Source organism: Enterobacter cloacae complex sp. CDL013, from assembly GCF_049238805.1.
Classification (GTDB): Bacteria; Pseudomonadota; Gammaproteobacteria; order Enterobacterales; family Enterobacteriaceae; genus Enterobacter; species Enterobacter hormaechei_C.
The window spans coordinates 46,296-68,089 of sequence record NZ_JBMKGT010000005.1 but is presented as its reverse complement, the minus strand read 5'-3'; the positions used below and the strand labels follow the sequence as shown (position 1 = coordinate 68,089).

The 21,794-nt window shown below is 54.7% G+C and carries 19 protein-coding genes; 9 read left to right on the top strand and 10 right to left on the bottom strand.

Annotated features, from left to right (window positions below; translation table 11 throughout):
- Window positions 1–9: 9 nt before the first annotated feature.
- Window positions 10–2,172 (top strand): YccS family putative transporter, encoded by a 2,163-nt coding sequence (yccS, locus tag ACOTXD_RS10885; RefSeq protein ID WP_003858151.1) that lies wholly within the window; start codon window positions 10–12, stop codon window positions 2,170–2,172.
- Here the strand turns inward: yccS and ACOTXD_RS10880 are convergent.
- A complete protein-coding gene (locus ACOTXD_RS10880; RefSeq protein ID WP_023315767.1) occupies window positions 2,129–2,755 on the bottom strand; it encodes a TfoX/Sxy family DNA transformation protein in 627 nt (208 codons plus the stop codon). The two genes, yccS and ACOTXD_RS10880, sit on opposite strands and share 44 nt — an antisense overlap.
- A gap of 217 nt (window positions 2,756–2,972) precedes the next feature.
- Here ACOTXD_RS10880 and sulA point away from each other — a divergent pair, with 217 nt between their 5' ends.
- Both sulA and ompA read left to right on the top strand, forming a co-directional pair.
- Complete coding sequence (gene sulA / locus ACOTXD_RS10875) at window positions 2,973–3,482, top strand: SOS-induced cell division inhibitor SulA (protein ID WP_003858155.1); 510 nt, start codon at window positions 2,973–2,975, stop codon at window positions 3,480–3,482.
- 356 nt (window positions 3,483–3,838) lie between these two features.
- On the top strand, window positions 3,839–4,891 hold the full coding sequence (ompA, locus tag ACOTXD_RS10870; RefSeq protein WP_003858156.1) for a porin OmpA: 1,053 nt from the start codon (window positions 3,839–3,841) through the stop codon (window positions 4,889–4,891).
- A 65-nt stretch (window positions 4,892–4,956) separates the two neighbouring features.
- Here ompA and matP read toward each other — a convergent pair whose 3' ends face one another.
- Window positions 4,957–5,409 (bottom strand): macrodomain Ter protein MatP, encoded by a 453-nt coding sequence (gene matP / locus ACOTXD_RS10865; RefSeq protein ID WP_003858158.1) that lies wholly within the window; start codon window positions 5,407–5,409, stop codon window positions 4,957–4,959.
- A gap of 186 nt (window positions 5,410–5,595) precedes the next feature.
- Between matP and ACOTXD_RS10860 the strand changes: the two genes are divergently transcribed.
- Complete coding sequence (locus ACOTXD_RS10860) at window positions 5,596–7,356, top strand: AAA family ATPase (RefSeq protein ID WP_003858160.1); 1,761 nt, start codon at window positions 5,596–5,598, stop codon at window positions 7,354–7,356.
- Between the two features lie 68 nt (window positions 7,357–7,424).
- On the top strand, window positions 7,425–7,943 hold the full coding sequence (gene fabA / locus ACOTXD_RS10855) for a bifunctional 3-hydroxydecanoyl-ACP dehydratase/trans-2-decenoyl-ACP isomerase (protein ID WP_000227926.1): 519 nt from the start codon (window positions 7,425–7,427) through the stop codon (window positions 7,941–7,943).
- Window positions 7,944–8,014: 71 nt separating this feature from the next.
- On the opposite strand, the gene rmf is transcribed toward fabA, so the two are convergent.
- The 6 genes from rmf to rlmKL form a co-directional block, all read right to left on the bottom strand.
- Window positions 8,015–8,182 (bottom strand): ribosome modulation factor, encoded by a 168-nt coding sequence (gene rmf, locus ACOTXD_RS10850; RefSeq protein WP_003858162.1) that lies wholly within the window; start codon window positions 8,180–8,182, stop codon window positions 8,015–8,017.
- A 254-nt stretch (window positions 8,183–8,436) separates the two neighbouring features.
- Window positions 8,437–9,003, bottom strand: a complete 567-nt coding sequence (gene pqiC, locus ACOTXD_RS10845; RefSeq protein ID WP_022650740.1) for a membrane integrity-associated transporter subunit PqiC — start codon at window positions 9,001–9,003, stop codon at window positions 8,437–8,439.
- Window positions 9,000–10,640, bottom strand: coding sequence for an intermembrane transport protein PqiB (gene pqiB / locus ACOTXD_RS10840; RefSeq protein WP_003858166.1), 1,641 nt, complete (start codon window positions 10,638–10,640; stop codon window positions 9,000–9,002). The genes pqiC and pqiB overlap by 4 nt, the downstream gene beginning before the upstream one ends.
- A 4-nt stretch (window positions 10,641–10,644) precedes the next feature.
- Complete coding sequence (pqiA, locus tag ACOTXD_RS10835) at window positions 10,645–11,898, bottom strand: membrane integrity-associated transporter subunit PqiA (protein WP_045336731.1); 1,254 nt, start codon at window positions 11,896–11,898, stop codon at window positions 10,645–10,647.
- A gap of 13 nt (window positions 11,899–11,911) precedes the next feature.
- Entirely contained in the window at window positions 11,912–13,819 is a 1,908-nt protein-coding gene (locus ACOTXD_RS10830) for an ABC transporter ATP-binding protein (protein ID WP_006809352.1), read from the bottom strand.
- A gap of 12 nt (window positions 13,820–13,831) precedes the next feature.
- Window positions 13,832–15,940 (bottom strand): bifunctional 23S rRNA (guanine(2069)-N(7))-methyltransferase RlmK/23S rRNA (guanine(2445)-N(2))-methyltransferase RlmL, encoded by a 2,109-nt coding sequence (gene rlmKL, locus ACOTXD_RS10825; RefSeq protein WP_003858171.1) that lies wholly within the window; start codon window positions 15,938–15,940, stop codon window positions 13,832–13,834.
- A gap of 98 nt (window positions 15,941–16,038) precedes the next feature.
- On the opposite strand from rlmKL, the gene ACOTXD_RS10820 reads away from it, so the two are divergent.
- Window positions 16,039–17,148 (top strand): YcbX family protein, encoded by a 1,110-nt coding sequence (locus tag ACOTXD_RS10820; RefSeq protein ID WP_003858174.1) that lies wholly within the window; start codon window positions 16,039–16,041, stop codon window positions 17,146–17,148.
- Here ACOTXD_RS10820 and zapC read toward each other — a convergent pair.
- Complete coding sequence (zapC, locus tag ACOTXD_RS10815) at window positions 17,145–17,687, bottom strand: cell division protein ZapC (protein WP_022650736.1); 543 nt, start codon at window positions 17,685–17,687, stop codon at window positions 17,145–17,147. The genes ACOTXD_RS10820 and zapC overlap by 4 nt on opposite strands.
- Before the next feature lie 166 nt (window positions 17,688–17,853).
- Window positions 17,854–18,864, bottom strand: a complete 1,011-nt coding sequence (gene pyrD / locus ACOTXD_RS10810) for a quinone-dependent dihydroorotate dehydrogenase (protein WP_015570907.1) — start codon at window positions 18,862–18,864, stop codon at window positions 17,854–17,856.
- Window positions 18,865–19,113: 249 nt separating this feature from the next.
- Here pyrD and ssuE point away from each other — a divergent pair, with 249 nt between their 5' ends.
- The 3 genes from ssuE to ssuD are packed head-to-tail and all read left to right on the top strand — an operon-like array spanning window position 19,114 to window position 21,786.
- Window positions 19,114–19,689 carry an NADPH-dependent FMN reductase gene (gene ssuE, locus ACOTXD_RS10805; protein WP_003858180.1) on the top strand — a complete coding sequence of 192 codons (576 nt, stop codon included), beginning with the start codon at window positions 19,114–19,116 and terminating at the stop codon, window positions 19,687–19,689.
- Window positions 19,682–20,644, top strand: a complete 963-nt coding sequence (locus ACOTXD_RS10800; RefSeq protein WP_061856348.1) for a sulfonate ABC transporter substrate-binding protein — start codon at window positions 19,682–19,684, stop codon at window positions 20,642–20,644. Before ssuE ends, ACOTXD_RS10800 begins: the two co-directional genes overlap by 8 nt.
- On the top strand, window positions 20,641–21,786 hold the full coding sequence (gene ssuD, locus ACOTXD_RS10795; protein WP_003858183.1) for an FMNH2-dependent alkanesulfonate monooxygenase: 1,146 nt from the start codon (window positions 20,641–20,643) through the stop codon (window positions 21,784–21,786). Before ACOTXD_RS10800 ends, ssuD begins: the two co-directional genes overlap by 4 nt.
- Window positions 21,787–21,794: the final 8 nt, after the last annotated feature.

Genomic DNA, 21,794 nt, shown 5'->3' with positions numbered 1-21,794 from the left:
GCCGCTCTCATGCTAAGCCCCCTGCTTCGTCGCTATACATGGAACAGTAACTGGCTGTATAACGTCAGGATTTTTATCGCCCTCTGCGGCACCGTCGCTCTGCCGTGGTGGCTGAATGATGTGAAGCTCACCATCCCCCTCACGCTTGGGGTGGTGGCCGGTGCGCTGGCGGATCTCGACGACCGCCTGGCCGGTCGTTTGCGTAATCTGGTCATCACGCTGGTCTGCTTCTTTATTGCTTCCGCCTCCGTTGAGCTGCTTTTCCCGTGGCCCTGGCTGTTTGCCTTAGGGCTGACGGTGTCCACCAGCGGCTTCATTTTGCTCGGCGGCCTCGGGCAACGCTACGCCACTATCGCGTTTGGCGCCCTGCTGATTGCCATTTACACCATGCTGGGCGTCTCTCTTTACGAGCAGTGGTATCAGCAACCGGTCCTGCTGCTGTTGGGTGCTATCTGGTATAACCTGCTGACCTTAACCGGGCATCTTATTTTTCCGGTTCGTGCCTTACAGGACAACATTGCCCGCAGTTACGAACAGCTGGCCCACTATCTGGAGCTGAAATCCCGGCTGTTCGATCCGGATATCGAAGAGGACAGTCAGGCGCCCCTGTACGATCTGGCGCTGGCAAATGGCCAGCTGGTCGCCACGCTGAATCAGACCAAAGCGTCTCTGCTCACCCGTCTGCGCGGCGATCGCGGTCAGCGCGGTACACGGCGCACACTGCACTACTATTTTGTCGCCCAGGATATTCACGAGCGCGCCAGCTCCTCGCATGTGCAGTACGCTGACCTGCGCGAGAAATTCCGCTATAGCGACGTGATGTTCCGTTTCCAGCGCCTGCTGTCGATGCAGTCTCAGGCCTGCCAGCAACTTGCGCGCTCAATACTGCTGCGCACGCCCTATCAGCACGATCCGCGCTTTGAACGCGCATTCAGCCACCTGGATGCGGCGCTCGATCGCGTTCAGGCCAGTGGGACATCACCGGAACAGTTCAAAGCCCTGGGATTCCTGCTCAACAACCTGAGAGCCATTGATGCTCAGCTCGCCACCATTGAGTCTGAACAGGCGATGGCGATGCCGGGCAATGACGCTGACAACCAGCTTGCCGACGACAGTCTCAACGGTTTCAGCGATATGTGGCTGCGCCTGAGCCGTCATTTTACGCCGGAATCCGCCCTCTTTCGCCATGCGGTAAGGATGTCGCTGGTACTGTGCGTCGGCTACGCGTTTATCCAGATAACAGGATTGCACCACGGCTACTGGATCCTGTTGACCAGCCTGTTTGTCTGCCAGCCGAACTATAACGCTACCCGCCATCGGCTCGCGCTGCGTATTGTCGGGACATTAGTCGGGGTCGCCATCGGGCTGCCGGTGCTCTACTTTGTGCCATCCGTAGAAGGGCAACTGATCCTGATTGTGATTACCGGTGTACTGTTCTTCGCTTTCCGCAATGTGCAGTATGCCCACGCCACGATGTTCATCACGCTGCTGGTGCTGCTCTGCTTCAATCTGCTGGGTGAAGGCTTTGAGGTGGCCCTCCCCCGTGTGATTGACACGCTAATCGGCTGCGCCATCGCCTGGGCGGCGGTGAGTTTTATCTGGCCTGACTGGCGTTTCCGAAATTTACCGCGCGTGTCCGACAGAGCAATGAACGCCAACTGCCGCTACCTGGATGCTATTCTTGAGCAATACCATCAGGGTCGCGATAACCGTCTGGCCTATCGGATTGCCCGTCGCGATGCGCATAACACTGACGCAGAGCTGGCTTCCGTTGTCTCGAATATGTCAACTGAGCCGCGCGCTACGGCAGAAATCCGTGAGACAGCCTTCCGCCTGCTGTGTCTGAACCACACGTTCACCAGCTATATCTCTACCCTTGGCGCCCACCGAGAGAAACTGACGAATCCGGACATCCTGGCGCTGCTGGACGACGCCGTTTGCTACGTTGATGATGCGCTTCATCATCAACCTGCGGATGAGCCACGGGTTCACCAGGCACTGGATGAACTGGTGCAACGTATCGCACACCTTGATCCAGGCACCGACAACAAAGCTCCACTGGTCCTTCAGCAAATTGGCCTGCTTATCGCTTTGCTGCCGGAAATTTGTCGGCTGCGACAGCAGATCGCTACCTGGCGGAATGATGGCCCTGCGACTCAGGCAGCGCATTAAACCACTCCGTAAGCTCCCGGCGAATATCCGCCGGGAGTGCCGCTTCATGTAACCCTTCAATCGCGCCTTCAAGCGCGAACAATACCCGGATACTCAGCGCTTTATTCTTCGAGCGCATTTTCAGCCAGCTCGTCTTCGCCCCCAACTGTCGTAGCGTCTCTTCATTGGTAATGCCCGCCTCCATAAGCAGGACCTCAATCTGAAAGGTCAGGTTCGGCAGATCTTTAAGCCGGTTACGCTGATGGCGCTGGTAGCGCTCTTTCCTGGCGGCATCGAGCGCAAACGAGGAGAGCTGAAGCAGTTTTTCCCTGTTTTGCCACAGACCTTCGTCCACACGGTAGTAATTAAGCAGCACTGGGCGTCCTCGTTTCATCAGGGTCAGAAAAGAGGAAGCGTTTTTTACACAGTATTTTGCACTTTGCTCACAGGCGCGAAGGTACAGCTCGCCGTCAGACACCATCGCGAACACCGCTTCATCCACGGCCAGGGTATAACCGCCAAACAGGGCGCGATGATGAATTTCGCCCAGCGGAGAGAGGTATTCTTGAGATTGATAAATCCGCTCATAAGATATCTTTTTCATGATAATTCCATTAAAAATCATACAGTAACCACGATATTTCTTACTAACGGATCCGTTAGCAGGAAAATAGGCAACTTATTGCCGTTGGGCAAGATGATTTTTTCATGTTCACCAGGAATGGATGAAATTTGCGAGTCGCTTTCCGAAAATGAGGTTGATCTTTATGCATACAGGGGTTACTGTATATCCATACAGTAACTACAGGGCTGGAATGATTATGTACACTTCAGGCTATGCAAATCACTTAACACCTTCTACTTCTGCCGCAGGCAATGCTGCGCAGAATTCTATCGGGCGTGAATCGACAGGGCTTATCAGTGAAGTGGTTTACCGTGAAGACCAGCCGCTGTTGACACAACTCTTACTCCTGCCGCTTTTGCAGCAGCTCGGGCAACAGTCTCGCTGGCAGCTCTGGCTGACGCCACAGCAAAAATTAAGTCGCGAATGGGTTCAGTCGGCTGGGCTGCCGTTAGCGAAGGTGATGCAGATTAATCAACTCTCCCCTTGCGATACGGTCGAGTCGATGGTCCGGGCATTACGTACCGGGAACTATAGCGTCGTGATTGGGTGGTTGCCTGAGGATCTGTCGCAAGAAGAACATTTGCGTCTGACTGAAGCGGCTGAAGAAGGTAACGCGATGGGTTTCATCATGCGGCCAGTTCGTGGAGATTCCTATCGCAGAGGACAACATCCCGCGCTAAAAATTCACTCGAATGTGTACCATTGAGTGATTTTAAGAGTTTTCCTGGAATTTTTTTCGACCGCAGTATGCAAAAAAAGTTCAACGCGCCAAAACTGCGGCAAGTCTTGTCTGACGCGGTTCTCGTTAATTTTACTGCACAAAATTCGTTCAAAAATTGTTAAATATTAGGTATACGGAACTTTTTTTTTCATATGCCTGACGGACTTCACACTTGTAAGTTTTCAGCTACGTTGTAGACTTTACATCGCCAGGGGTGCTCGGCCTAAGCCGAAGATATCGGTAGGTTTATATTTGACCACGCCCCCCGGTGAAGGATTTAACCGTGATTCCTCCGATGGAGATATTCATGGCAAATTTTGGATGATAACGAGGCGCAAAAAATGAAAAAGACAGCTATCGCGATTGCAGTGGCACTGGCTGGCTTCGCTACCGTAGCGCAGGCCGCTCCGAAAGATAATACCTGGTATGCAGGTGGTAAACTGGGTTGGTCTCAGTTCCATGACACCGGTTGGTACGACAGCGCAAACAACAATGATGGCCCAACTCATGAGAGCCAGCTTGGTGCAGGTGCGTTCGGTGGCTATCAGGTTAACCCGTATGTTGGCTTTGAAATGGGTTACGACTGGTTAGGTCGTATGCCTTACAAAGGCAACGAAACCAATGGCGCTTTCAAAGCTCAGGGCGTACAGCTGACCGCTAAACTGGGTTACCCAGTAACTGACGATCTGGACGTGTACACCCGTCTGGGCGGCATGGTATGGCGTGCAGACTCCAGCAACAGCCGTGCTGGTGACGACCACGACACGGGTGTTTCCCCAGTATTCGCTGGTGGCGTTGAGTGGGCAATGACCCGTGACATCGCTACCCGTCTGGAATACCAGTGGGTTAACAACATCGGTGACGGTGCTACCGTTGGCGTTCGTCCAGACAACGGCATGCTGAGCGTTGGTGTTTCTTACCGTTTCGGTCAGCAGGAAGATGCGCCAGTCGTAGCTCCAGCTCCGGCTCCAGCGCCAGAAGTACAGACCAAGCACTTCACTCTTAAGTCTGACGTTCTGTTCAACTTCAACAAAGCTACCCTGAAACCAGAAGGTCAGCAGGCACTGGATCAGCTGTACACCCAGCTGAGCAACCTGGATCCTAAAGACGGTTCTGTAGTGGTTCTGGGCTTCACCGACCGTATCGGTTCTGACGCTTACAACCAGGGTCTGTCTGAGAAACGTGCTCAGTCTGTAGTTGATTACCTGGTATCTAAAGGTATCCCAGCTAACAAGATCTCCCCACGTGGTATGGGCGAATCTAACCCAGTTACCGGTTCTACCTGTGACAACGTGAAACCACGCGCTGCACTGATCGACTGCCTGGCACCAGATCGTCGCGTAGAGATCGAAGTTAAAGGTATCAAAGACGTTGTAACTCAGCCTGCGGCATAAGTTATCGTCTTATAAAAAAACCCCGCCATGCGGGGTTTTTTATTATCTGAAGAAAAGCAAAACGCTTATTTTTTACCTAACAGTGCCTGTAGATCGTTCTTCAGCGTCGACATCTGGCTGGCATACTTCTCTTTGTGCTCGGCATCTTCAATCAGCTGCACCACCGTTTCCGACAGGGTTTTCCCGCGCCGTTGCGCAAGCCCGGCCAGACGCTGCCAGACCATAAACTCCAGGTCGATGGATTTCTTACGGGTGTGCTGATGCTCGGCATTGAAATGCCGTTTACGACGAGCACGGATAGTTTGCTTCATCCGGTTTAACAGGGCCGGATTAATGTGTTTCTCAATCCAGCCGTTGACCAGTACCGGTTCGTTTTCGAGGGTCAGCAACATATCCACAGCTTCTTGCGCCGCGCTGGCTTCGATGTAGCAGGTGATCAGCTCCCCTTCACGGTGCTTTTTGACCAGGTACTTCCATTTCCAGCCGCTTTCGAGGTTTTCCAGTTGTTGATATTTCATTGCGATCTCAGTGTTACCGTGTAACTCTGTTCAGAATATCAGTTTTTTGGCAATCTGCTGAAAAGAAATCATATCCTGTGAAACGCCGCAGGCGATCCGCATGACGAAAACCCGAATCCTGATTGGGCAGAGTGCGCCGCTTACGGTATACTCCACGGTTTTACTTCTGACTAAAAAACATCAACTTTGACCATTACGAAACTTGCATGGCGTGACCTGGTTCCGGATACCGAGAGCTATCAGGAGCTGTTTGCACAGCCAGACCTCACAAAAGAACACGAATTCATACTTAGCGATACACAACCGCGTTTGCATTACGCGCTGGAGCAGATGTCATCCCCATGGGCTACATCTCCTTTCATGCTGCTCAAAGCCCCGGAAGAAGCCGAGTATCTGACGCTTCTCGGTGATGCCATGCGCCAGTTGCAGCCAAAAACGAATGCCGTTTTTGGTGGCCAGTATCATATTGCCGGACGTGAGGTGACGTACGAACCTGCCACGCAGGCAGACGGACAGTTCGCTGCAAAAGGCGAGGTGATCACCGCCAACTGGGTGGAAGCAGAACAGCTGTTCGGCTGCCTTCGTCAGTTCAATGGCGATGTGTCACTGCAACCGGGGCTGGTACACCGCGCGAATGGCGGCGTGTTGCTCATTTCCCTTCGCACCCTGCTTGCTCAGCCTCTGCTGTGGATGCGCCTGAAAACGGTGGTGACGCAGCAACGTTTTGACTGGGTAGGCTACGACGATTCGCGTCCGCTGCCTGTATCCATTCCGTCTATGCCGCTGTCACTGACCGTCGTGCTGACGGGCGACCGTGAATCTCTGGCTGATTTCCAGGAAATGGAGCCAGAACTCGCGGAGCAGGCTGTCTATAGCGAATTTGAAGATAATATTCAGATCGCCGATGCCGATGACATGGCGCAGTGGTGTCAGTGGGTTATGGCCGTGGCGGAACGTTTCGCACTGCCCTCGCCTGCCGAGGATGCGTGGCCGGGCTTAATCCGCGAGGCCGTACGCTACACTGGCGATCAGGAAACCCTGCCGCTCTGCCCGCTCTGGATCGGTAAACAGCTGCGTGAAGTGGGGGTTATCAGCGGTAACGGTCCGTTTACCGGTGAGCAGCTTAGCCAGATGCTGGCCCAGCGTGAATGGCGTGAAGGTTATCTTGCTGACCGTATGCAGGATGAAATTCTGCTGGAACAGATTCTGGTGGAGACCGAAGGCGAACGTATCGGGCAAATCAACGCCTTGTCCGTCATCGAGTTCCCCGGACACCCGCGCGCCTTTGGTGAGCCTTCCCGTATCAGCTGTGTCGTACACATTGGTGACGGCGAATTTACCGATATCGAACGCAAGGCCGAACTGGGCGGAAACATTCATGCCAAAGGCATGATGATCATGCAGGCGTTCCTGATGTCTGAACTTCAGCTCGAGCAGCAGATCCCCTTCTCTGCCTCGTTGACCTTTGAACAGTCCTACAGTGAAGTCGACGGCGACAGCGCCTCAATGGCGGAGCTGTGTGCCGTGATCAGCGCGCTTGCAGACGTGCCGATTAACCAGAATATTGCGATTACCGGGTCCGTGGATCAGTTTGGCCGTGCCCAACCGGTGGGCGGACTGAATGAGAAAATCGAAGGCTTCTTCGCAATCTGCCAGCAGCGCGGTTTAAACGGCAAACAGGGCGTGATTATTCCGGCACCTAACGCTCGCCATTTGAGCCTGAGCCAGGCGATTCTGGATGCGGTAGAGCAGGAACAATTCACCGTCTGGGCCATCGAAGGGGTTGAGGATGCACTACCCTTACTGACAAACCTGGTCTGGGACGGCGAAGGCCAGACAACCCTGATGCAGACCATTCAGGAACGTATAGCTCAGGCGACACAGCAGGATGCTCGTCATCGTTATCCGTGGCCGTTACGCTGGTTAAGTTGGTTTAGTGCGAACTGATCGGACTTGTTCAGCGTACACGTGTTAGCTATCCTGCGTCCTTCACTAAAATAAGGCTTACTGAGAACATGGTAGATAAACGCGAATCCTATACTAAAGAAGACCTTCTTGCCTCTGGTCGCGGTGAACTGTTTGGCGCGAAAGGCCCGCAGTTACCAGCCCCAAATATGCTGATGATGGACCGTGTCGTGAAAATGACCGAAACCGGCGGCAACTTTGATAAGGGTTACGTAGAAGCAGAACTCGATATCAACCCGGACCTGTGGTTCTTCGGTTGCCACTTTATTGGCGATCCGGTAATGCCTGGCTGCCTGGGCCTCGATGCCATGTGGCAGCTGGTTGGCTTCTATCTGGGCTGGCTTGGCGGTGAAGGCAAAGGCCGTGCGTTGGGCGTAGGCGAAGTGAAATTCACCGGTCAGGTTCTGCCTACCGCGAAGAAAGTCACCTACCGTATCCATTTCAAACGCATCGTTAACCGCCGCCTGATTATGGGCCTGGCGGACGGTGAAGTGCTGGTAGATGGTCGCCTGATCTATACCGCGAACGACCTGAAAGTGGGTCTGTTCCAGGATACCTCCGCTTTCTGATAACGGCTTTTAGCCCCATCCAGAAAGGCGAAACCTCCGCATTGCGGAGGTTTCTTTTTAAAGAGACGGTATCAAGCAAGTACTGCCCTGTCTCCGATGGCTTCTCGCCAGCCCCCTAGCCATTGGGACCTTTGATTCAGGGCCTGATAGGGACACATTTCTTTTGAACGTCCGGCGATGCCAGCCTGATAACCACGTTGATGAGCCCTTTCCAGGCGATCTCGTTTCTGTCTCTTCATGCCTCGTTTCCCTCATTCTTTTGTCTGGTGGAAAGAAAACAGTGGTTGCAATATGTGCAAGCACAGTTAACGAATACCCCGAATCGACGTCAGCGTCAACGTTCAAAATTCATACGGGTGTCATATTTGTGAGCTACATGGAAGATCGTTTGTACAAAAAATGTGACGCGGGACAAGTAACAACCTGAACGCAAAACGAAAAAAAAGCCGCAATCAGCAAGAAGCTGAGTGCGGCTTTCGTCGATGAATTTTACTTATGGCAGGCGGGAAATCTCTCTTGCGATAGCAGCCGACTCCTGTGACCACCCCTGCGCAAGCACTTTCACCATTTCGTCATAACCATCTTTCTGCTGCTTCAGTTCCAGATGGAAAGGACGCTTAATAAGCTGGCCCTGATGATTCAAGAGCCACTCCCCGCTGATAACAACAGCACCATCATAGCGGCCATGGAATCCCGTCACGTTAACATTCAGAGTGTCCTGATCGCTTCCCAGAGGCTGCGAGGCAACGACCCAACCGGGGAGCTGGCTGCTCAGATTCGCCACAAGCGTATTGCGTAGCTGCTGATCCAGCGGGCTGGCCCACAGGTTATTGTTGGCGATTACGTACTGCACATCGCTGGTCTGGTAGACCACCCCGTTGCCCGCCAGGTAATCTGGCACGGCAACCTGTTCAACCCACAGCAGACGGCTGCCCTGCGAGGTGCTGCTCTGCGCACCGGACTGGGCGCTTAACGGCAGCTGGTAGTAGCTTTTGTTATCGCTTCCAGAGCTACAGGCCGTTAATACCAGTGCGCCTGCGATGATTAGCCATTTTTTCATTGTTTCGCCCTCTTAGGCTCAGGATCCTTTTTGTCTTTCGCTTCAAACACCAGTGCGTTGCTCTTTTCATTGAGCGTTTTCAGAACGGGCTGTAGCTCGCGTAAAACCTGATCAAGACGTTGCATATCCGCCACCATCTTGTTGTAGGCCGCTGAGCCCGGCTGGAAGCCCTGCATACTACGATTCAGTTCGCGCAACGTTTTCTGCATATCCTGCGGCAGCTGCTGCATGGACTGGTTGGCCGTGATCTTGTTGATATTATCCAGGGTGGTTTGCAGACGTTGCATCGTTGCCTGGCTCTGATGCAGTGATCCCGTCGCAGCCTCAAGCATTGGATTCAGCGGCAGATTGTTGATCTTATCCAGCGTTTCCATCAGACGCTGTTGGATCTGCGCCAGGCCACTGCTGACCGTAGGAATGATTTTGTAGCCACCAAATTCACGGATACCCGTCATTGGTGGCGCTTTTGGATAGAAGTCCATATCGACATACAACGCCCCTGTGACCAGGTTGCCGGTTTTCAGCGAGCCGCGCAGCCCGCGATTCAGCAGGTCGCTGATATGCTCCCCAATATCCTGGTCCTCGCCTATCTGGTTAATCAAACGCTCAGGCTCAATGCGGATCAGCACCGGAATACGATAATCATCATCAAGCATCTGCTTCAGTCCCGGAACAAAGTAAGGCACTTGTCCCACTGTCCCCAGACGAATACCGCGGAACTCAACTGGCGCCCCTGGCTGCAAGCCGCGTACAGAGTCCTTAAAGAACATCAGGTAGTCGATGTGATCGGTATAGAGCGCATCCTGAATGCTTTTTTGATCGTCAAACAGTCTGAAGGCGGTTTTCTCCGCCACCGGTTGTCCCAGATCTATACCTTCCGGCACGTCAAAACTGACGCCCCCACCAAACAGCGTGGTGAGTGAACCCATCTCAACGCGCATCCCCGCAGAGGTGAGATCTACCGCGATCCCGCTGTCTTTCCAGAAGCGAACGTTGCTGGTCACCAGGCGGTCATTAGGCGCGTTGATAAATAGCTGATAGCTGATGGTCCGTTTTTGCGGATCGAAGGTGCTTGTTTCAACCGAACCGACGCGATACCCACGGAACAGCACCGGATCGCCCGGCGAGAGCTGGCCCGCTTTTTTACTGTCCAGAATAACGCGGATCCCTTTTGCATCCGGTGGCGCAAGCGGCGGTGAATCCAGCAGCTGATAGTTTGCTGGCTGGGCGCCTTTGTTGCCGGGCTGGAGTTCAATATAAGCCCCGGACAATAGCGTCCCTAAGCCGCTGATCCCTTCTCTCCCAACCTGCGGTTTCACTACCCAAAAAACAGAATCTTCATGGAGCAGTTTTTCCATGCCAGCATTCAGGCGGGCCTTGATTTCAACATGGGTTAAATCATCCGTCAGGGTCGCGCTTTCCACGACACCCACATCCACGCTGCGGCTCTTGATGGTGGTTTTTCCGCCCTCAATCCCCTCTGCGTTGGTGGTAATTAGCGTGACTTCCGGTCCCTGATGGCTGTAATGATAAAACAGGATCCATGCACCGATCAGCGCGGTCACGATGGGGAAAATCCACACCGGCGACCAGTTTCTGACCTTCTGCACTTTAGCCTCTCCACTCTTATTTTCCATGCTCTTACTCTTCCTCATGGCTTGAATCGGGCTCACGATCCCACGATAAACGAGGGTCGAAGGTCATGGCCGCAAACATGGTCATAATGACGACCAACGCAAACATCAGCGCTCCCATAGCGGGATAAATACTCATCAGCCCACCCATACGCACCAGCGCTGAGAGAACCGCAATCACGAACACGTCAATCATCGACCAGCGGCCAACAAATTCCACGACCTCATAAATCAGATGCATGCGCTCGCTGTCTCGCTTACCGTGCCCTTTTGCATCCCAGCAAAGCCAGGCAATGGCAATCATCTTTAAGGTCGGAACCATAATACTGGCGAGGAATATGACGCCTGCTACAGGGTAAGATCCCTCGCTCCACAGCAAAATCACCCCCGCCAGTATGGTCGAGGGCATTCTGTCGCCGAGCAAATCGGTGATCATGATCGGCAAGATATTGGCGGGCAGATAGAGCATGACAGAGGTCACCAGCAGCGCCATGGTCCATTGCAGGCTATTTTTGCGCCGGACGTGACCTTTTGTTTCACAACGCGGACACACCTCGACATCCGCGGGCAGCACGGCGGTGCAGCACGAGCAGGAGCGAAGCCCCTGACGGATACCCGGTACGCCCACCTTTACCGTCTGCGAGAGCGTCGGCGCCGGGGCAATATCGTCCCAGGCCCAGCGTCGGTCCACGCACTGGAACGCGCGCAGTTGCAGCACGCAATACAGACACCACGGAATAAAGCTGCTGCCAATCCCCACATCGCCGTAGGCCATCAGCTTCACGAAGCTGACCAGGATACCCGCGAGAAAAATTTCCGCCATCCCCCAGCTTTTCAGCTGGAAAAGGATCCGCGCGAGTTTGATTTTAAGGACAGTGGGCATCCTGACGCGGTTGACCAGCAGCAGAATGACGACCAGGCAAAAAGCCGGGACGATCTGCACGAACAGAAGAAAGAAGGTGCCAAGGCTGGCGTAATCTTCCGAGAACATCACGCCAGGAATTTCCAGTAAATCTACCTGGCTTACCATCCCACCCACTTTCATAGAGATAAAAGGGAAGAGATTGGAGAGCAGTAACATGAACAGGGCTGCCAGCGCGTAAGCCGTGGGACGCTGCCTTGGCGCGTCCCACTCGGTCGTCAGCGTAGCGCCGCAGCGCGGGCAGGCAGCTTTATGTCCGTGACCAAGCTCTGGCAACGCCACGAGCATATCGCATTGCGAGCATAATATATGCCGATCGGCATGGTGCTGGTCACACATAGATTATCCCTGTTTATGCGCCGTTTTTCAGAGACTCAAGGTACTCCCAGCGCTCAAATGCCTCTTCCAGCGCCTGTTCAGCCTGGGAGAGTTCAGCCAATACTTTCTGAGTATAGTCGTGAGGCTGCGTAAAGAATGACGCATCAGCGACCTGGATTTGCAGTGCTTCCAGTGCAGCTTCCAGCTCTTCCAGACGCTGCGGCAGCCCCTCCAGCTCGCGCTGCAAGTTATAACTCATTTTAGCAGGAGACTTTTTGACAGTTTCTGCTTTTGCAACAACAGGTTCAGCGACATTTTTGGTCTTCGCCTGTTTTTGCGCCAGCGACTGTGATTGCTGTCCACGCGCGTCATGATAGCCGCCTACATATTGCCCGATGCGTCCTTCGCCTTCGAAGATCCAGCACTCGGTCACGGTGTTATCGACAAACTGACGATCGTGGCTGACCAGCATCACGGTTCCCTGATAACCATCAATCAACTCTTCCAGCAGTTCCAGCGTTTCGACATCCAGATCGTTAGTCGGTTCATCGAGAATCAATAAGTTACTGGGTTTCAGGAACAAACGCGCCAGCAAAAGACGGTTACGCTCACCGCCGGACAGCGCGCGCACCGGCGTCATGGCGCGTTTCGGGTGGAACAGGAAGTCCTGAAGGTAGCCCAGCACGTGACGCGGCTTGCCGTTAACCATGACCTCCTGTTTGCCCTCAGCGAGGTTATCCATCACCGTACGGTCTGGATCCAGCTCTGCGCGGTGCTGGTCGAAGTACGCCACTTCCAGTTTGGTACCGCAGTGGATACGACCGCTGTCGGCCTGGAGCTGACCGAGCATCAGTTTAAGCAGCGTGGTTTTACCGCACCCGTTCGGGCCGATCAGCGCAATTTTGTCGCCGCGCTGAACCTGAGCGGAGAAATCGTTCACCAGCACTTTGCCGTCAACCGAATAATTCACGTTCTCCATTTCGAAGACAATCTTGCCCGAGCGGGACGCCTCTTCAACCTGCATTTTGGCGCTCCCCATGACTTCACGGCGTTCGCTACGTTCGCGGCGCATCGCCTTCAGGGCGCGAACGCGGCCTTCGTTACGGGTACGACGGGCTTTGATGCCCTGACGGATCCAGACCTCTTCCTGTGCCAGCTTGCGGTCGAACTCGGCGTTTTGCAGCTCTTCGACGCGCAGGTTCTCTTCTTTCTCCAGTAGATAGGTATCGTAATCGCCCGGGTAAGTCACCAGCTTGCCGCGGTCGAGGTCGACAATGCGCGTGGCCATATTGCGGATGAACGAACGGTCGTGGGAGATGAAGATAATGGTGCCGTTAAAGGTTTTCAGGAACCCTTCCAGCCAGTCAATCGCTTCGATATCCAGGTGGTTCGTCGGTTCGTCCAGCAGCAGCACCTTAGGCCCGCTCACCAGGGCACGGCCCAGCGCCGCTTTACGCAGCCAGCCGCCGGAGAGCGCCGACAGCTCCATATCCGCTTCCAGGCCAAGCTGGGCCAGCACTTCATTAATGCGGTTTTCCAGCTGCCACAGACCGTGGTGATCGAGCATCTCCTGCACTTTTGCCAGCTCGTTGAGATTCTTGTCGCTCGGGTCCGTCATCACCAGATGCGAAATCTCGTGGTAACGCTTGAGGTATTCCGCCTGCTCTGAAATCCCTTCGGCCACAAAATCGTAAACGCTGCCGGTGACGTTACGCGGCGGATCCTGTTGCAGACGAGAGACGATCAGATCCTGCTCGTAAACAATACGGCCGTCATCCAGCCCCTGCTCACGGTTGAGGATTTTCATCAGCGTCGATTTACCTGCGCCGTTACGGCCCACCAGACAGACGCGCTCGTTATCTTCGATATGCAGCTCTGCATTATCGAGAAGCGGTGAGTCGCTGAAAGAGAGCCACGCGCCGTGCATACTAATTAAAGACATTTATTTTTCCTTTCAGACTGCGGAAATCAGCCAGCAGTTGTGGATTTGACGGTTACGGGCAAAGTCCTGAGACAGCGTTTTTTGGCTGATTTCTTGTGCTTTCAGTCCCAGTTCGGCCAGGCCGTCGTGATCCATGCGGAATCCGCGCTTGTTGTTCGAGAACATAATGGTGCCGCCTTTACGCAGCAGGCGCTTCAGGTCGGTCATCAGGCGCAGGTGATCGCGTTGAACGTCAAAGCTATCCTCCATACGCTTGGAGTTAGAGAAGGTCGGCGGATCGATAAAGATCAGGTCAAACTGCTCGTCGGTATCGCGCAGCCAGCCCAGCACGTCGGCCTGTAACAGGCGATGCTGACGACCGGTTAAGCCGTTAAGACGCAGGTTGCGCTCTGCCCACTCCAGATAAGTACGGGACATATCGACCGTGGTGGTGCTACGCGCGCCGCCAAGCCCCGCATGAACGCTGGCGCTGCCGGTATAGGAGAACAGGTTCAGGAAGTCTTTGCCCTTGCTCATCTGGCCCAGCATGCGGCGGGCGATACGGTGGTCGAGGAACAGACCGGTATCAAGGTAGTCGGTCAGGTTAACCCACAGGCGCGCGTTATATTCGCCCACTTCGATGAAGTCACCCTTCTCGCCCATCTTCTGATACTGGTTTTTGCCTTTCTGACGCTCACGGGTTTTCAGCACCAGCTTGTTTGGCGAAATGCCGAGTACGGCGATGGTGGCCGCAATCACATCCAGCATACGCTGACGCGCTTTTTGCGCATCGATAGTTTTCGGCGGGGCGTATTCCTGAACCACTACCCAGTCCGCATAGCGGTCAACCGCCACGTTGTATTCCGGCAGGTCAGCGTCGTACAGGCGATAACATTCGATGCCTTCCTGCTTTGCCCACTTCTCAAATTTCTTCAGGTTTTTGCGCAGGCGGTTGGCGTAATCTTCCGCCACGCCTGACGGTTTGCTATCCGCCGCTATCTCTGCCAGATGGTAGTTTTTCTGCACGCAGTCCAGCGGGCCGTTTTTCGCCTTGAACTGGCGATCGGCACGCAATTGCAGGCAGCTCAGCAGCTCCGGCGAGGCGCTAAACAGGGAGAGGTTCCAGCCGCCGAAATGCGCTTTCATGTTGCGGCCCAGCAGGCTGTGCAGTGCAATCAGCGCCGGCTCGCTGTCCAGACGCTCACCATACGGCGGGTTGCTGATCACCGTACCGTACGGGCCTTTTGGCAACGGGTTGGTCAGGTTCGCCACGTCTTTCACCTCGAAGGTGACCAGCTCGCCGATACCGGCACGACGGGCGTTGCTGCGCGCACGTTCAATCACCCGTGCATCGCTGTCCGAACCGTAAAAGTGAGAGGTGTATTCCGCCAGCCCTTTACGGGCGCGGGTCTGCGCATCGTCTTTGACCTCTTTCCAGATGGCCTCATCGTGCTGCGCCCAGCCTTTGAAGCCCCAGTGGCCGCGGTGCAGCCCTGGCGCACGGTCGGTGGCCAGCATCGCGGCTTCAATCAGCAGCGTACCGGAACCGCACATCGGATCGAGCAGCGGCGTACCTGGCTGCCATCCGGAGCGCATCACGATAGCGGCAGCCAGCGTTTCTTTGATCGGCGCCATCCCGGTGCGATCGCGATAGCCGCGCAGATGCAGGCCTGCGCCGCTCAGATCAAGGGAAATACTGGCCGTATCGCCGTTCAGCCAGACGTTGATACGCAGATCCGGGTTTTCACGGTCAACGTTCGGACGTTCTTTATTACGACGCGTGAAGCAGTCCACAATGGCATCCTTAACGCGCAGGGCACCGTACTGGCTGTTGCGGATCTCATCGTTGACGCCGTTGAAATGCACCGCAAAGGTGGCGTCCGGGGTGAAGATCTCTGTCCAGTCGATCATCTGTACGCCGGTGTAGAGATCAAGATCGCTGTAGACCTTGCACTCTTTCATCGGCAGCATGATGCGCGACGCCAGACGGCTCCACATCAGGCTCTGGTAAATAAGCCGCGTGTCGCCCTCAAAATGGACACCACCCTGAACCACCCGGCACTCTTTCGCGCCCAGGGCTTCCAGTTCAGTTTTTAACAGCTCTTCCAGCCCACGGGCCGTACTGGCAAACAGAGAATTCATATCGTCACTTTTACTCATAGAAAATTGTCGCGCATTATAGCTAATATGGCGTGTATGTCATAAAGTTGAAGGCTTATTTTCTTTAGCGGGAGTGTGTAGTGGCGACGTTATCCAGGCTTTTTATTCATCCGGTGAAATCGATGCGCGGTATCGGCGTGACTCACGCGCTGGCCGATATGAGCGGATTCGCCTTCGATCGTATTTTTATGGTCACCGAGCCTGACGGTACGTTTATCACCGCACGTCAGTTCCCGCAGATGGTTCGCTTTACGCCTTCCCCGCTTCATGACGGGCTGCATTTGACCGCGCCAGACGGTTCAAGCGTCGTGATCCGCTTTGCTGATTTTGCGCCGCTTGATGCGCCAACGGAAGTGTGGGGCAATCATTTTACCGCGCGTATCGCGCCGGATAACATTAACCAGTGGCTCAGCGGCTTTTTCTCCCGTGACGTTCAGCTGCGCTGGGTTGGGCCTGCGCTGACCCGTCGCGTGAAGCGCCACGATGCGGTTCCCCTCTCCTTCGCGGATGGTTTTCCCTTTCTGCTGACCAGCGAGGCCTCGCTGCGAGATTTACAAAAACGTTGCAAAGCCAGCGTGCAGATGGAGCAGTTTCGCCCGAATCTGGTGGTGACCGGAGCGGAGGCCTGGGATGAAGATACCTGGAAAGTCATCCGCATCGGCAGCGTTATTTTTGACGTGGTGAAACCGTGCAGCCGCTGTATTCTCACCACCATTAGCCCGGAGAAAGGCCAGAAGCATCCTTCCGGTGAACCGCTAAAAACCTTGCAGTCATTTCGCACCGCGCAGGATAAAGGTGATGTCGACTTCGGCCAGAACCTGATCCCCCGCTCCAGCGGCGTGATCCGCGTGGGCGACGAGATCGAGATCCTTACCCGCGGGCCTGCCAGGGTGTACGGCGCAGGTCAGGAAGAAGAGATGGTTGACGTGGTAACCAACGTCGCTTCCGCGGTGGATATTCACTGGGAAGGCAAAGTTATCCGTGGTAACAATCAGCAGGTGCTACTGGAACAACTGGAACAGGCGGGTATCCGCGTACCGTATTCCTGTCGCGCGGGGATTTGCGGATGCTGTCGCATTAAACTGGTCGATGGTGAAGTGAGTGCCCTGAAGAAATCTGCGATTGGCGGTGACGGCACGATCCTGTGCTGTAGCTGTGTCCCGAAAACATCCGTACAGCTGGAAGCTTAAACCGCCTGTTCGAGGCTGAAGGAATCAACGCGCAGCTGTGGCTTCAGCCTGTCGTTCATCACTTTGATGGCATCACCTAACTGCATAACTCGCCCGGCAATGGTCACGCCGGGTTGGGCCAGCAAACAGAGCGCAGCGTTTTCACCGGGTTCAACCACCAGCAAATTCACCTCCTCTTCGGTATCGCTCAGATTGACGCTCGCCGCATCGCCGATAGCCGGGGTCCAGCTCATGCCGTGCGCAAGGAAATGCCAGCTTTTCGGCATTTGCGGTTTCAGGAAGCGGATTGCCACCAGCGCGTTTAATACCAGTTCAGCGCGCTGTTCTTTGGAGAGATCGAACTCGCGGCATTTTTCTTCGAAAGAGAAATAGAGTGCAGCATCGTCAACGCAAAAGCCTGAGGGAGCAAACGCGTCTGGCGTTAACATTCGGCGCGCAAAACGAGAGCGAAACAACATGCCATTGGCTAAGTCGAGCATCATACGGTCATGCTCTTCACAAAAATACCAGCGCCAGTTATCGTCAGGTTTAATTCGCATGTTTCTCTCCCGTCCCCTAAACGTCCTGTACTAAAAATGTCCTGTTTGCCGCTTCGCTTATAACACTAGTAATAAAAGACTATAATGTCTAAATAAGCAACAATGACGGAATATAAAACAACCAGGGCTGGAAATAAAGCCCTGGTTGTCTGATTAAGAGAAAAGATTAGATATGCGTGACGATTTCTTTAATCAGCGGCGGCCCTTTAAAAATAAAGCCGGAATAAATTTGCACCAGCGATGCGCCTGCCGCCATCTTCTCACGTGCAGCGATGACGGAGTCAATGCCACCCACGCCAATAATCGGCAGCTGGCCTTTTAATTCCGCGGAGAGTGCGCGAATAATTTCGGTGCTTTTTAATTGTACCGGACGGCCACTTAATCCACCCGCTTCGTCACAGTTTTTCATTCCCTGAACGAGAGAGCGATCGAGTGTCGTATTGGTCGCAATCACACCATCAATATTATGGCGAACTAAACTGTCGGCAACCTGGATCAATTCTTCTGCCGAAAGATCCGGGGCGATCTTAACCGCGACCGGAACATATTTATGGTGGATCGCCTGTAGCGCCGTTTGTTTATTTTTAATGGCGCTAAGAAGATCGTCGAGCGCTTCGCCATATTGTAATGAACGCAGCCCTGGGGTGTTAGGCGAGGAAATATTCACCGCAATATAACCGGCATAGGCATAGACTTTTTCCATACAAATCAGATAGTCATCTTTACCCTGCTCGACCGGCGTGTCTTTATTTTTGCCAATATTTATACCCAGCACGCCATCAAAATGGGCTTTCTTAACGTTCTCAACCAGATGATCGACGCCAAGGTTATTAAAGCCCATGCGGTTGATCAGCCCTTCGGCTTCAACCAGGCGAAACAGACGTGGCTTGTCATTTCCCGGCTGCGGACGCGGCGTTACCGTCCCGATTTCGATCGAGCCAAAGCCCATCGCACCGAGTGCATCAATGCATTCGCCATTTTTGTCCAGACCGGCCGCCAGGCCCAGTGGATTTTTGAAAGTCAGGCCCATGCACTGAACTGGTTTTTCCGGCACGTTTTGACGCACCAGCGCGGCCAGAGGCGTTCCTGTAATACGGCGTAACTGCTGAAATGTAAATTCATGAGCGCGCTCAGGATCGAGCTGGAAAAGGGCTTTACGAACGAAGGGGTAGTACATGAACTCTCCTGGATTCCCGGTGTGCAAACCGGGAGGGGATTATGTGCGATCCCGCCCGGAAAGGGAATTGACCTGTGGCAAAAAAAGCCACGTAAAACGCAATCGTTTACTTATCGGTTCGCTTCTTATGCATTTTTCTGCATTCATCCTGAGGATAAATCATTTAGTGGAATAACCACGCAATGTCACACTCCTGAAAATTGTTATGAATGTTAGATAAAAGCAAACAATTAGTTATAAGGAGCAACCATGCGCGTCATTACCCTGGCCGGAAGCCCCCGCTTCCCCTCTCGCTCCAGCGCACTGCTGGAATACGCTCGCGAAAAGCTTAATGCTCTGGATGTCGAAGTGTGTCACTGGAATTTGCACAATTTCGCGCCTGAAGATCTGCTCTACGCCCGTTTCGACAGCCCGGCGCTGAAAACCCTGATCGAACAACTTAAGAGTGCTGACGGGCTGGTCGTCGCGACACCGATTTATAAAGCTTCTTTTTCCGGCGCACTGAAAACGCTCCTCGATCTGCTGCCCGAACGTGCGCTGGACGGTAAGGTCGTCCTGCCGCTGGCCACAGGCGGTACGGTAGCCCATTTACTGGCGGTGGATTATGCCCTCAAGCCGGTTCTGAACGCGCTGAAAGCACAGGAGATCCTGCATGGCGTCTTCGCTGACGACTCACAGGTAATCGACTACCAGCATAAACCGCATTTCACGCCGAATCTGCAAACCCGCCTCGACAGCGCGCTTGAAACCTTCTGGCACGCCCTGAACCGTCGGGATCGCCACGCGGCGGCATTTCATCAATCACAAGGAGTGGCGCATGTTTAAAACACTTACCCGTATCGGGCTGGCAGGTCTGCTGGCAGTGGCGTCGCTGGCTCAGGCGACGGTGAAAGCGCCGGAGAGCCTGCGTATCGGTTATCAGAAAGGCAGCGTCAGCATGGTGCTGGCGAAAAGCCATGCGTTGCTGGAGAAGCGTTTCCCGGAGACCAAATTCTCATGGGTCGAGTTCCCTGCCGGACCACAGATGCTGGAGGCGCTGAACGTCGGGAGTATTGATTTAGGCAGCACCGGCGATATCCCGCCGATCTTTGCGCAGGCTGCCGGGGCGGATCTGGTTTACGTTGGCGTTGAGCCCGCCAAGCCGAAGGCAGAGGTTATTTTGGTGCCCGAAAACAGCGAGATCAAAAGCGTCGCCGACCTCAAAGGCCATAAGGTTGCTTTCCAGAAAGGTTCAAGCTCGCACAACCTGCTGCTGCGCGCGTTGCAGGAGGCCGGCCTAAAATTCACCGATATCCAGCCCGTTTACCTGACGCCTGCCGATGCGCGCGCGGCGTTTCAGCAAAAAAATGTTGATGCCTGGGCTATCTGGGATCCGTACTACTCCGCCGCACTGTTGCAGGGCGGTGTGCGGGTGCTGAAAGACGGCACCACCCTGAAGCAGACCGGTTCGTTCTACCTGGCGGCACGTCCTTACGCTGAGAAAAATGGCGCCTTTATTCAGCAGGTGCTGGATACCTTCTCTCAGGCCGATGCGCTGACCCAAAGCCAGCGTCAGCAGAGCATCACGCTGCTGGCAAAAACCATGGGCCTGCCTGAACCGGTGATCGCCACCTATCTTGACCACCGTCCTCCCACCACCATAGCACCGGTTGACGCCCACGTTGCCGCTCTCCAGCAGCAAACGGCAGACCTCTTTTATCAAAACCGCCTGGTTCCAAAGCAGGTGAATATTCGCGAACGCATCTGGCAACCCGCTGGCATTGAAGGAAAAAAATCATGAGTCTGAATCTTTTCTGGTTTTTACCCACCCACGGTGATGGACACTATCTTGGCACAGAAGAAGGCGCCCGCCCGGTCGATCACGGCTACCTACAGCAGATCGCCCAGGCGGCAGACCGCATCGGTTTTACCGGGGTGCTGATCCCGACGGGCCGTTCATGTGAGGATGCGTGGCTGGTTGCCGCGTCAATGATCCCCGTCACCCAGCGCCTGAAATTCCTGGTAGCCTTGCGCCCGAGCGTGGTGTCGCCCACCGTCGCGGCGCGTCAGGCGGCAACGCTGGACAGGCTTTCCAACGGCCGTGCGCTGTTCAACCTTGTGACGGGCAGCGATCCGCAGGAGCTGGCGGGGGATGGCGTTTTCCTCGATCATACCGAACGCTATGAAGCCTCCGCAGAGTTCACCCGCGTCTGGCGACGTCTGCTGGAAGGGGAAACCGTCACCTTCGAAGGGAAACATATCCACGTTCGCGATGCGCAGCTCTACTTCCCGCCGTTACAGCAGCCGCGCCCTCCCCTCTATTTTGGCGGATCGTCGGACGTGGCGCAGGAGCTGGCGGCTGAGCAGGTCGATCTCTATCTGACCTGGGGCGAGCCACCGGAGCTGGTGAAAGAGAAAATTGCTCAGGTACGCGCTAAAGCCGCAGAACATGGCCGTACGGTACGCTTTGGTATTCGCCTGCACGTGATCGTCCGCGAAACCAACGACGAGGCCTGGCAAGCCGCCGACCGTCTGATCGCTCATCTGGACGACGATACTATCGCTAAAGCACAGGCGGCGTTTGCCAAAACCGACTCCGTGGGCCAGCACCGGATGGCCTCCCTGCACAACGGCAAGCGTGAAAATCTTGAGATCAGCCCGAACCTGTGGGCCGGGGTGGGTCTGGTGCGCGGCGGCGCCGGCACGGCGCTGGTCGGCGACGGTCCAACCGTAGCGGCACGCATTAATGAATACGCGGCGCTGGGGATCGACAGCTTTATCCTGTCTGGCTACCCGCATCTGGAGGAGGCGTACAAGGTGGGTGAACTGCTGTTCCCGCACCTGGATGTCGCTATCCCGGAAATTCCGCAGCCACGCCAGCTTCAGTTACAGGGCGAAGCCGTGGCGAACGCGTTTATCCCGAGAAAAGTCGCGCAAAGCTAAGGAGCCAC

Excerpts from the sequence above, each read along its gene's own strand:
- yccS (WP_003858151.1), top strand. The coding sequence starts at position 10 with ATGCTAAGCCCCCTGCTTCGTCGCTATACATGGAACAGTAACTGGCTG.
- ACOTXD_RS10880 (WP_023315767.1), bottom strand. The coding sequence starts at position 2,755 with ATGAAAAAGATATCTTATGAGCGGATTTATCAATCTCAAGAATACCTC.
- sulA (WP_003858155.1), top strand. The coding sequence starts at position 2,973 with ATGTACACTTCAGGCTATGCAAATCACTTAACACCTTCTACTTCTGCC.
- ompA (WP_003858156.1), top strand. The coding sequence starts at position 3,839 with ATGAAAAAGACAGCTATCGCGATTGCAGTGGCACTGGCTGGCTTCGCT.
- matP (WP_003858158.1), bottom strand. The coding sequence starts at position 5,409 with ATGAAATATCAACAACTGGAAAACCTCGAAAGCGGCTGGAAATGGAAG.
- fabA (WP_000227926.1), top strand. The coding sequence starts at position 7,425 with ATGGTAGATAAACGCGAATCCTATACTAAAGAAGACCTTCTTGCCTCT.
- rmf (WP_003858162.1), bottom strand. The coding sequence starts at position 8,182 with ATGAAGAGACAGAAACGAGATCGCCTGGAAAGGGCTCATCAACGTGGT.
- pqiC (WP_022650740.1), bottom strand. The coding sequence starts at position 9,003 with ATGAAAAAATGGCTAATCATCGCAGGCGCACTGGTATTAACGGCCTGT.
- pqiB (WP_003858166.1), bottom strand. The coding sequence starts at position 10,640 with ATGGAAAATAAGAGTGGAGAGGCTAAAGTGCAGAAGGTCAGAAACTGG.
- pqiA (WP_045336731.1), bottom strand. The coding sequence starts at position 11,898 with ATGTGTGACCAGCACCATGCCGATCGGCATATATTATGCTCGCAATGC.
- ACOTXD_RS10830 (WP_006809352.1), bottom strand. The coding sequence starts at position 13,819 with ATGTCTTTAATTAGTATGCACGGCGCGTGGCTCTCTTTCAGCGACTCA.
- rlmKL (WP_003858171.1), bottom strand. The coding sequence starts at position 15,940 with ATGAATTCTCTGTTTGCCAGTACGGCCCGTGGGCTGGAAGAGCTGTTA.
- zapC (WP_022650736.1), bottom strand. The coding sequence starts at position 17,687 with ATGCGAATTAAACCTGACGATAACTGGCGCTGGTATTTTTGTGAAGAG.
- pyrD (WP_015570907.1), bottom strand. The coding sequence starts at position 18,864 with ATGTACTACCCCTTCGTTCGTAAAGCCCTTTTCCAGCTCGATCCTGAG.
- ssuE (WP_003858180.1), top strand. The coding sequence starts at position 19,114 with ATGCGCGTCATTACCCTGGCCGGAAGCCCCCGCTTCCCCTCTCGCTCC.
- ACOTXD_RS10800 (WP_061856348.1), top strand. The coding sequence starts at position 19,682 with ATGTTTAAAACACTTACCCGTATCGGGCTGGCAGGTCTGCTGGCAGTG.
- ssuD (WP_003858183.1), top strand. The coding sequence starts at position 20,641 with ATGAGTCTGAATCTTTTCTGGTTTTTACCCACCCACGGTGATGGACAC.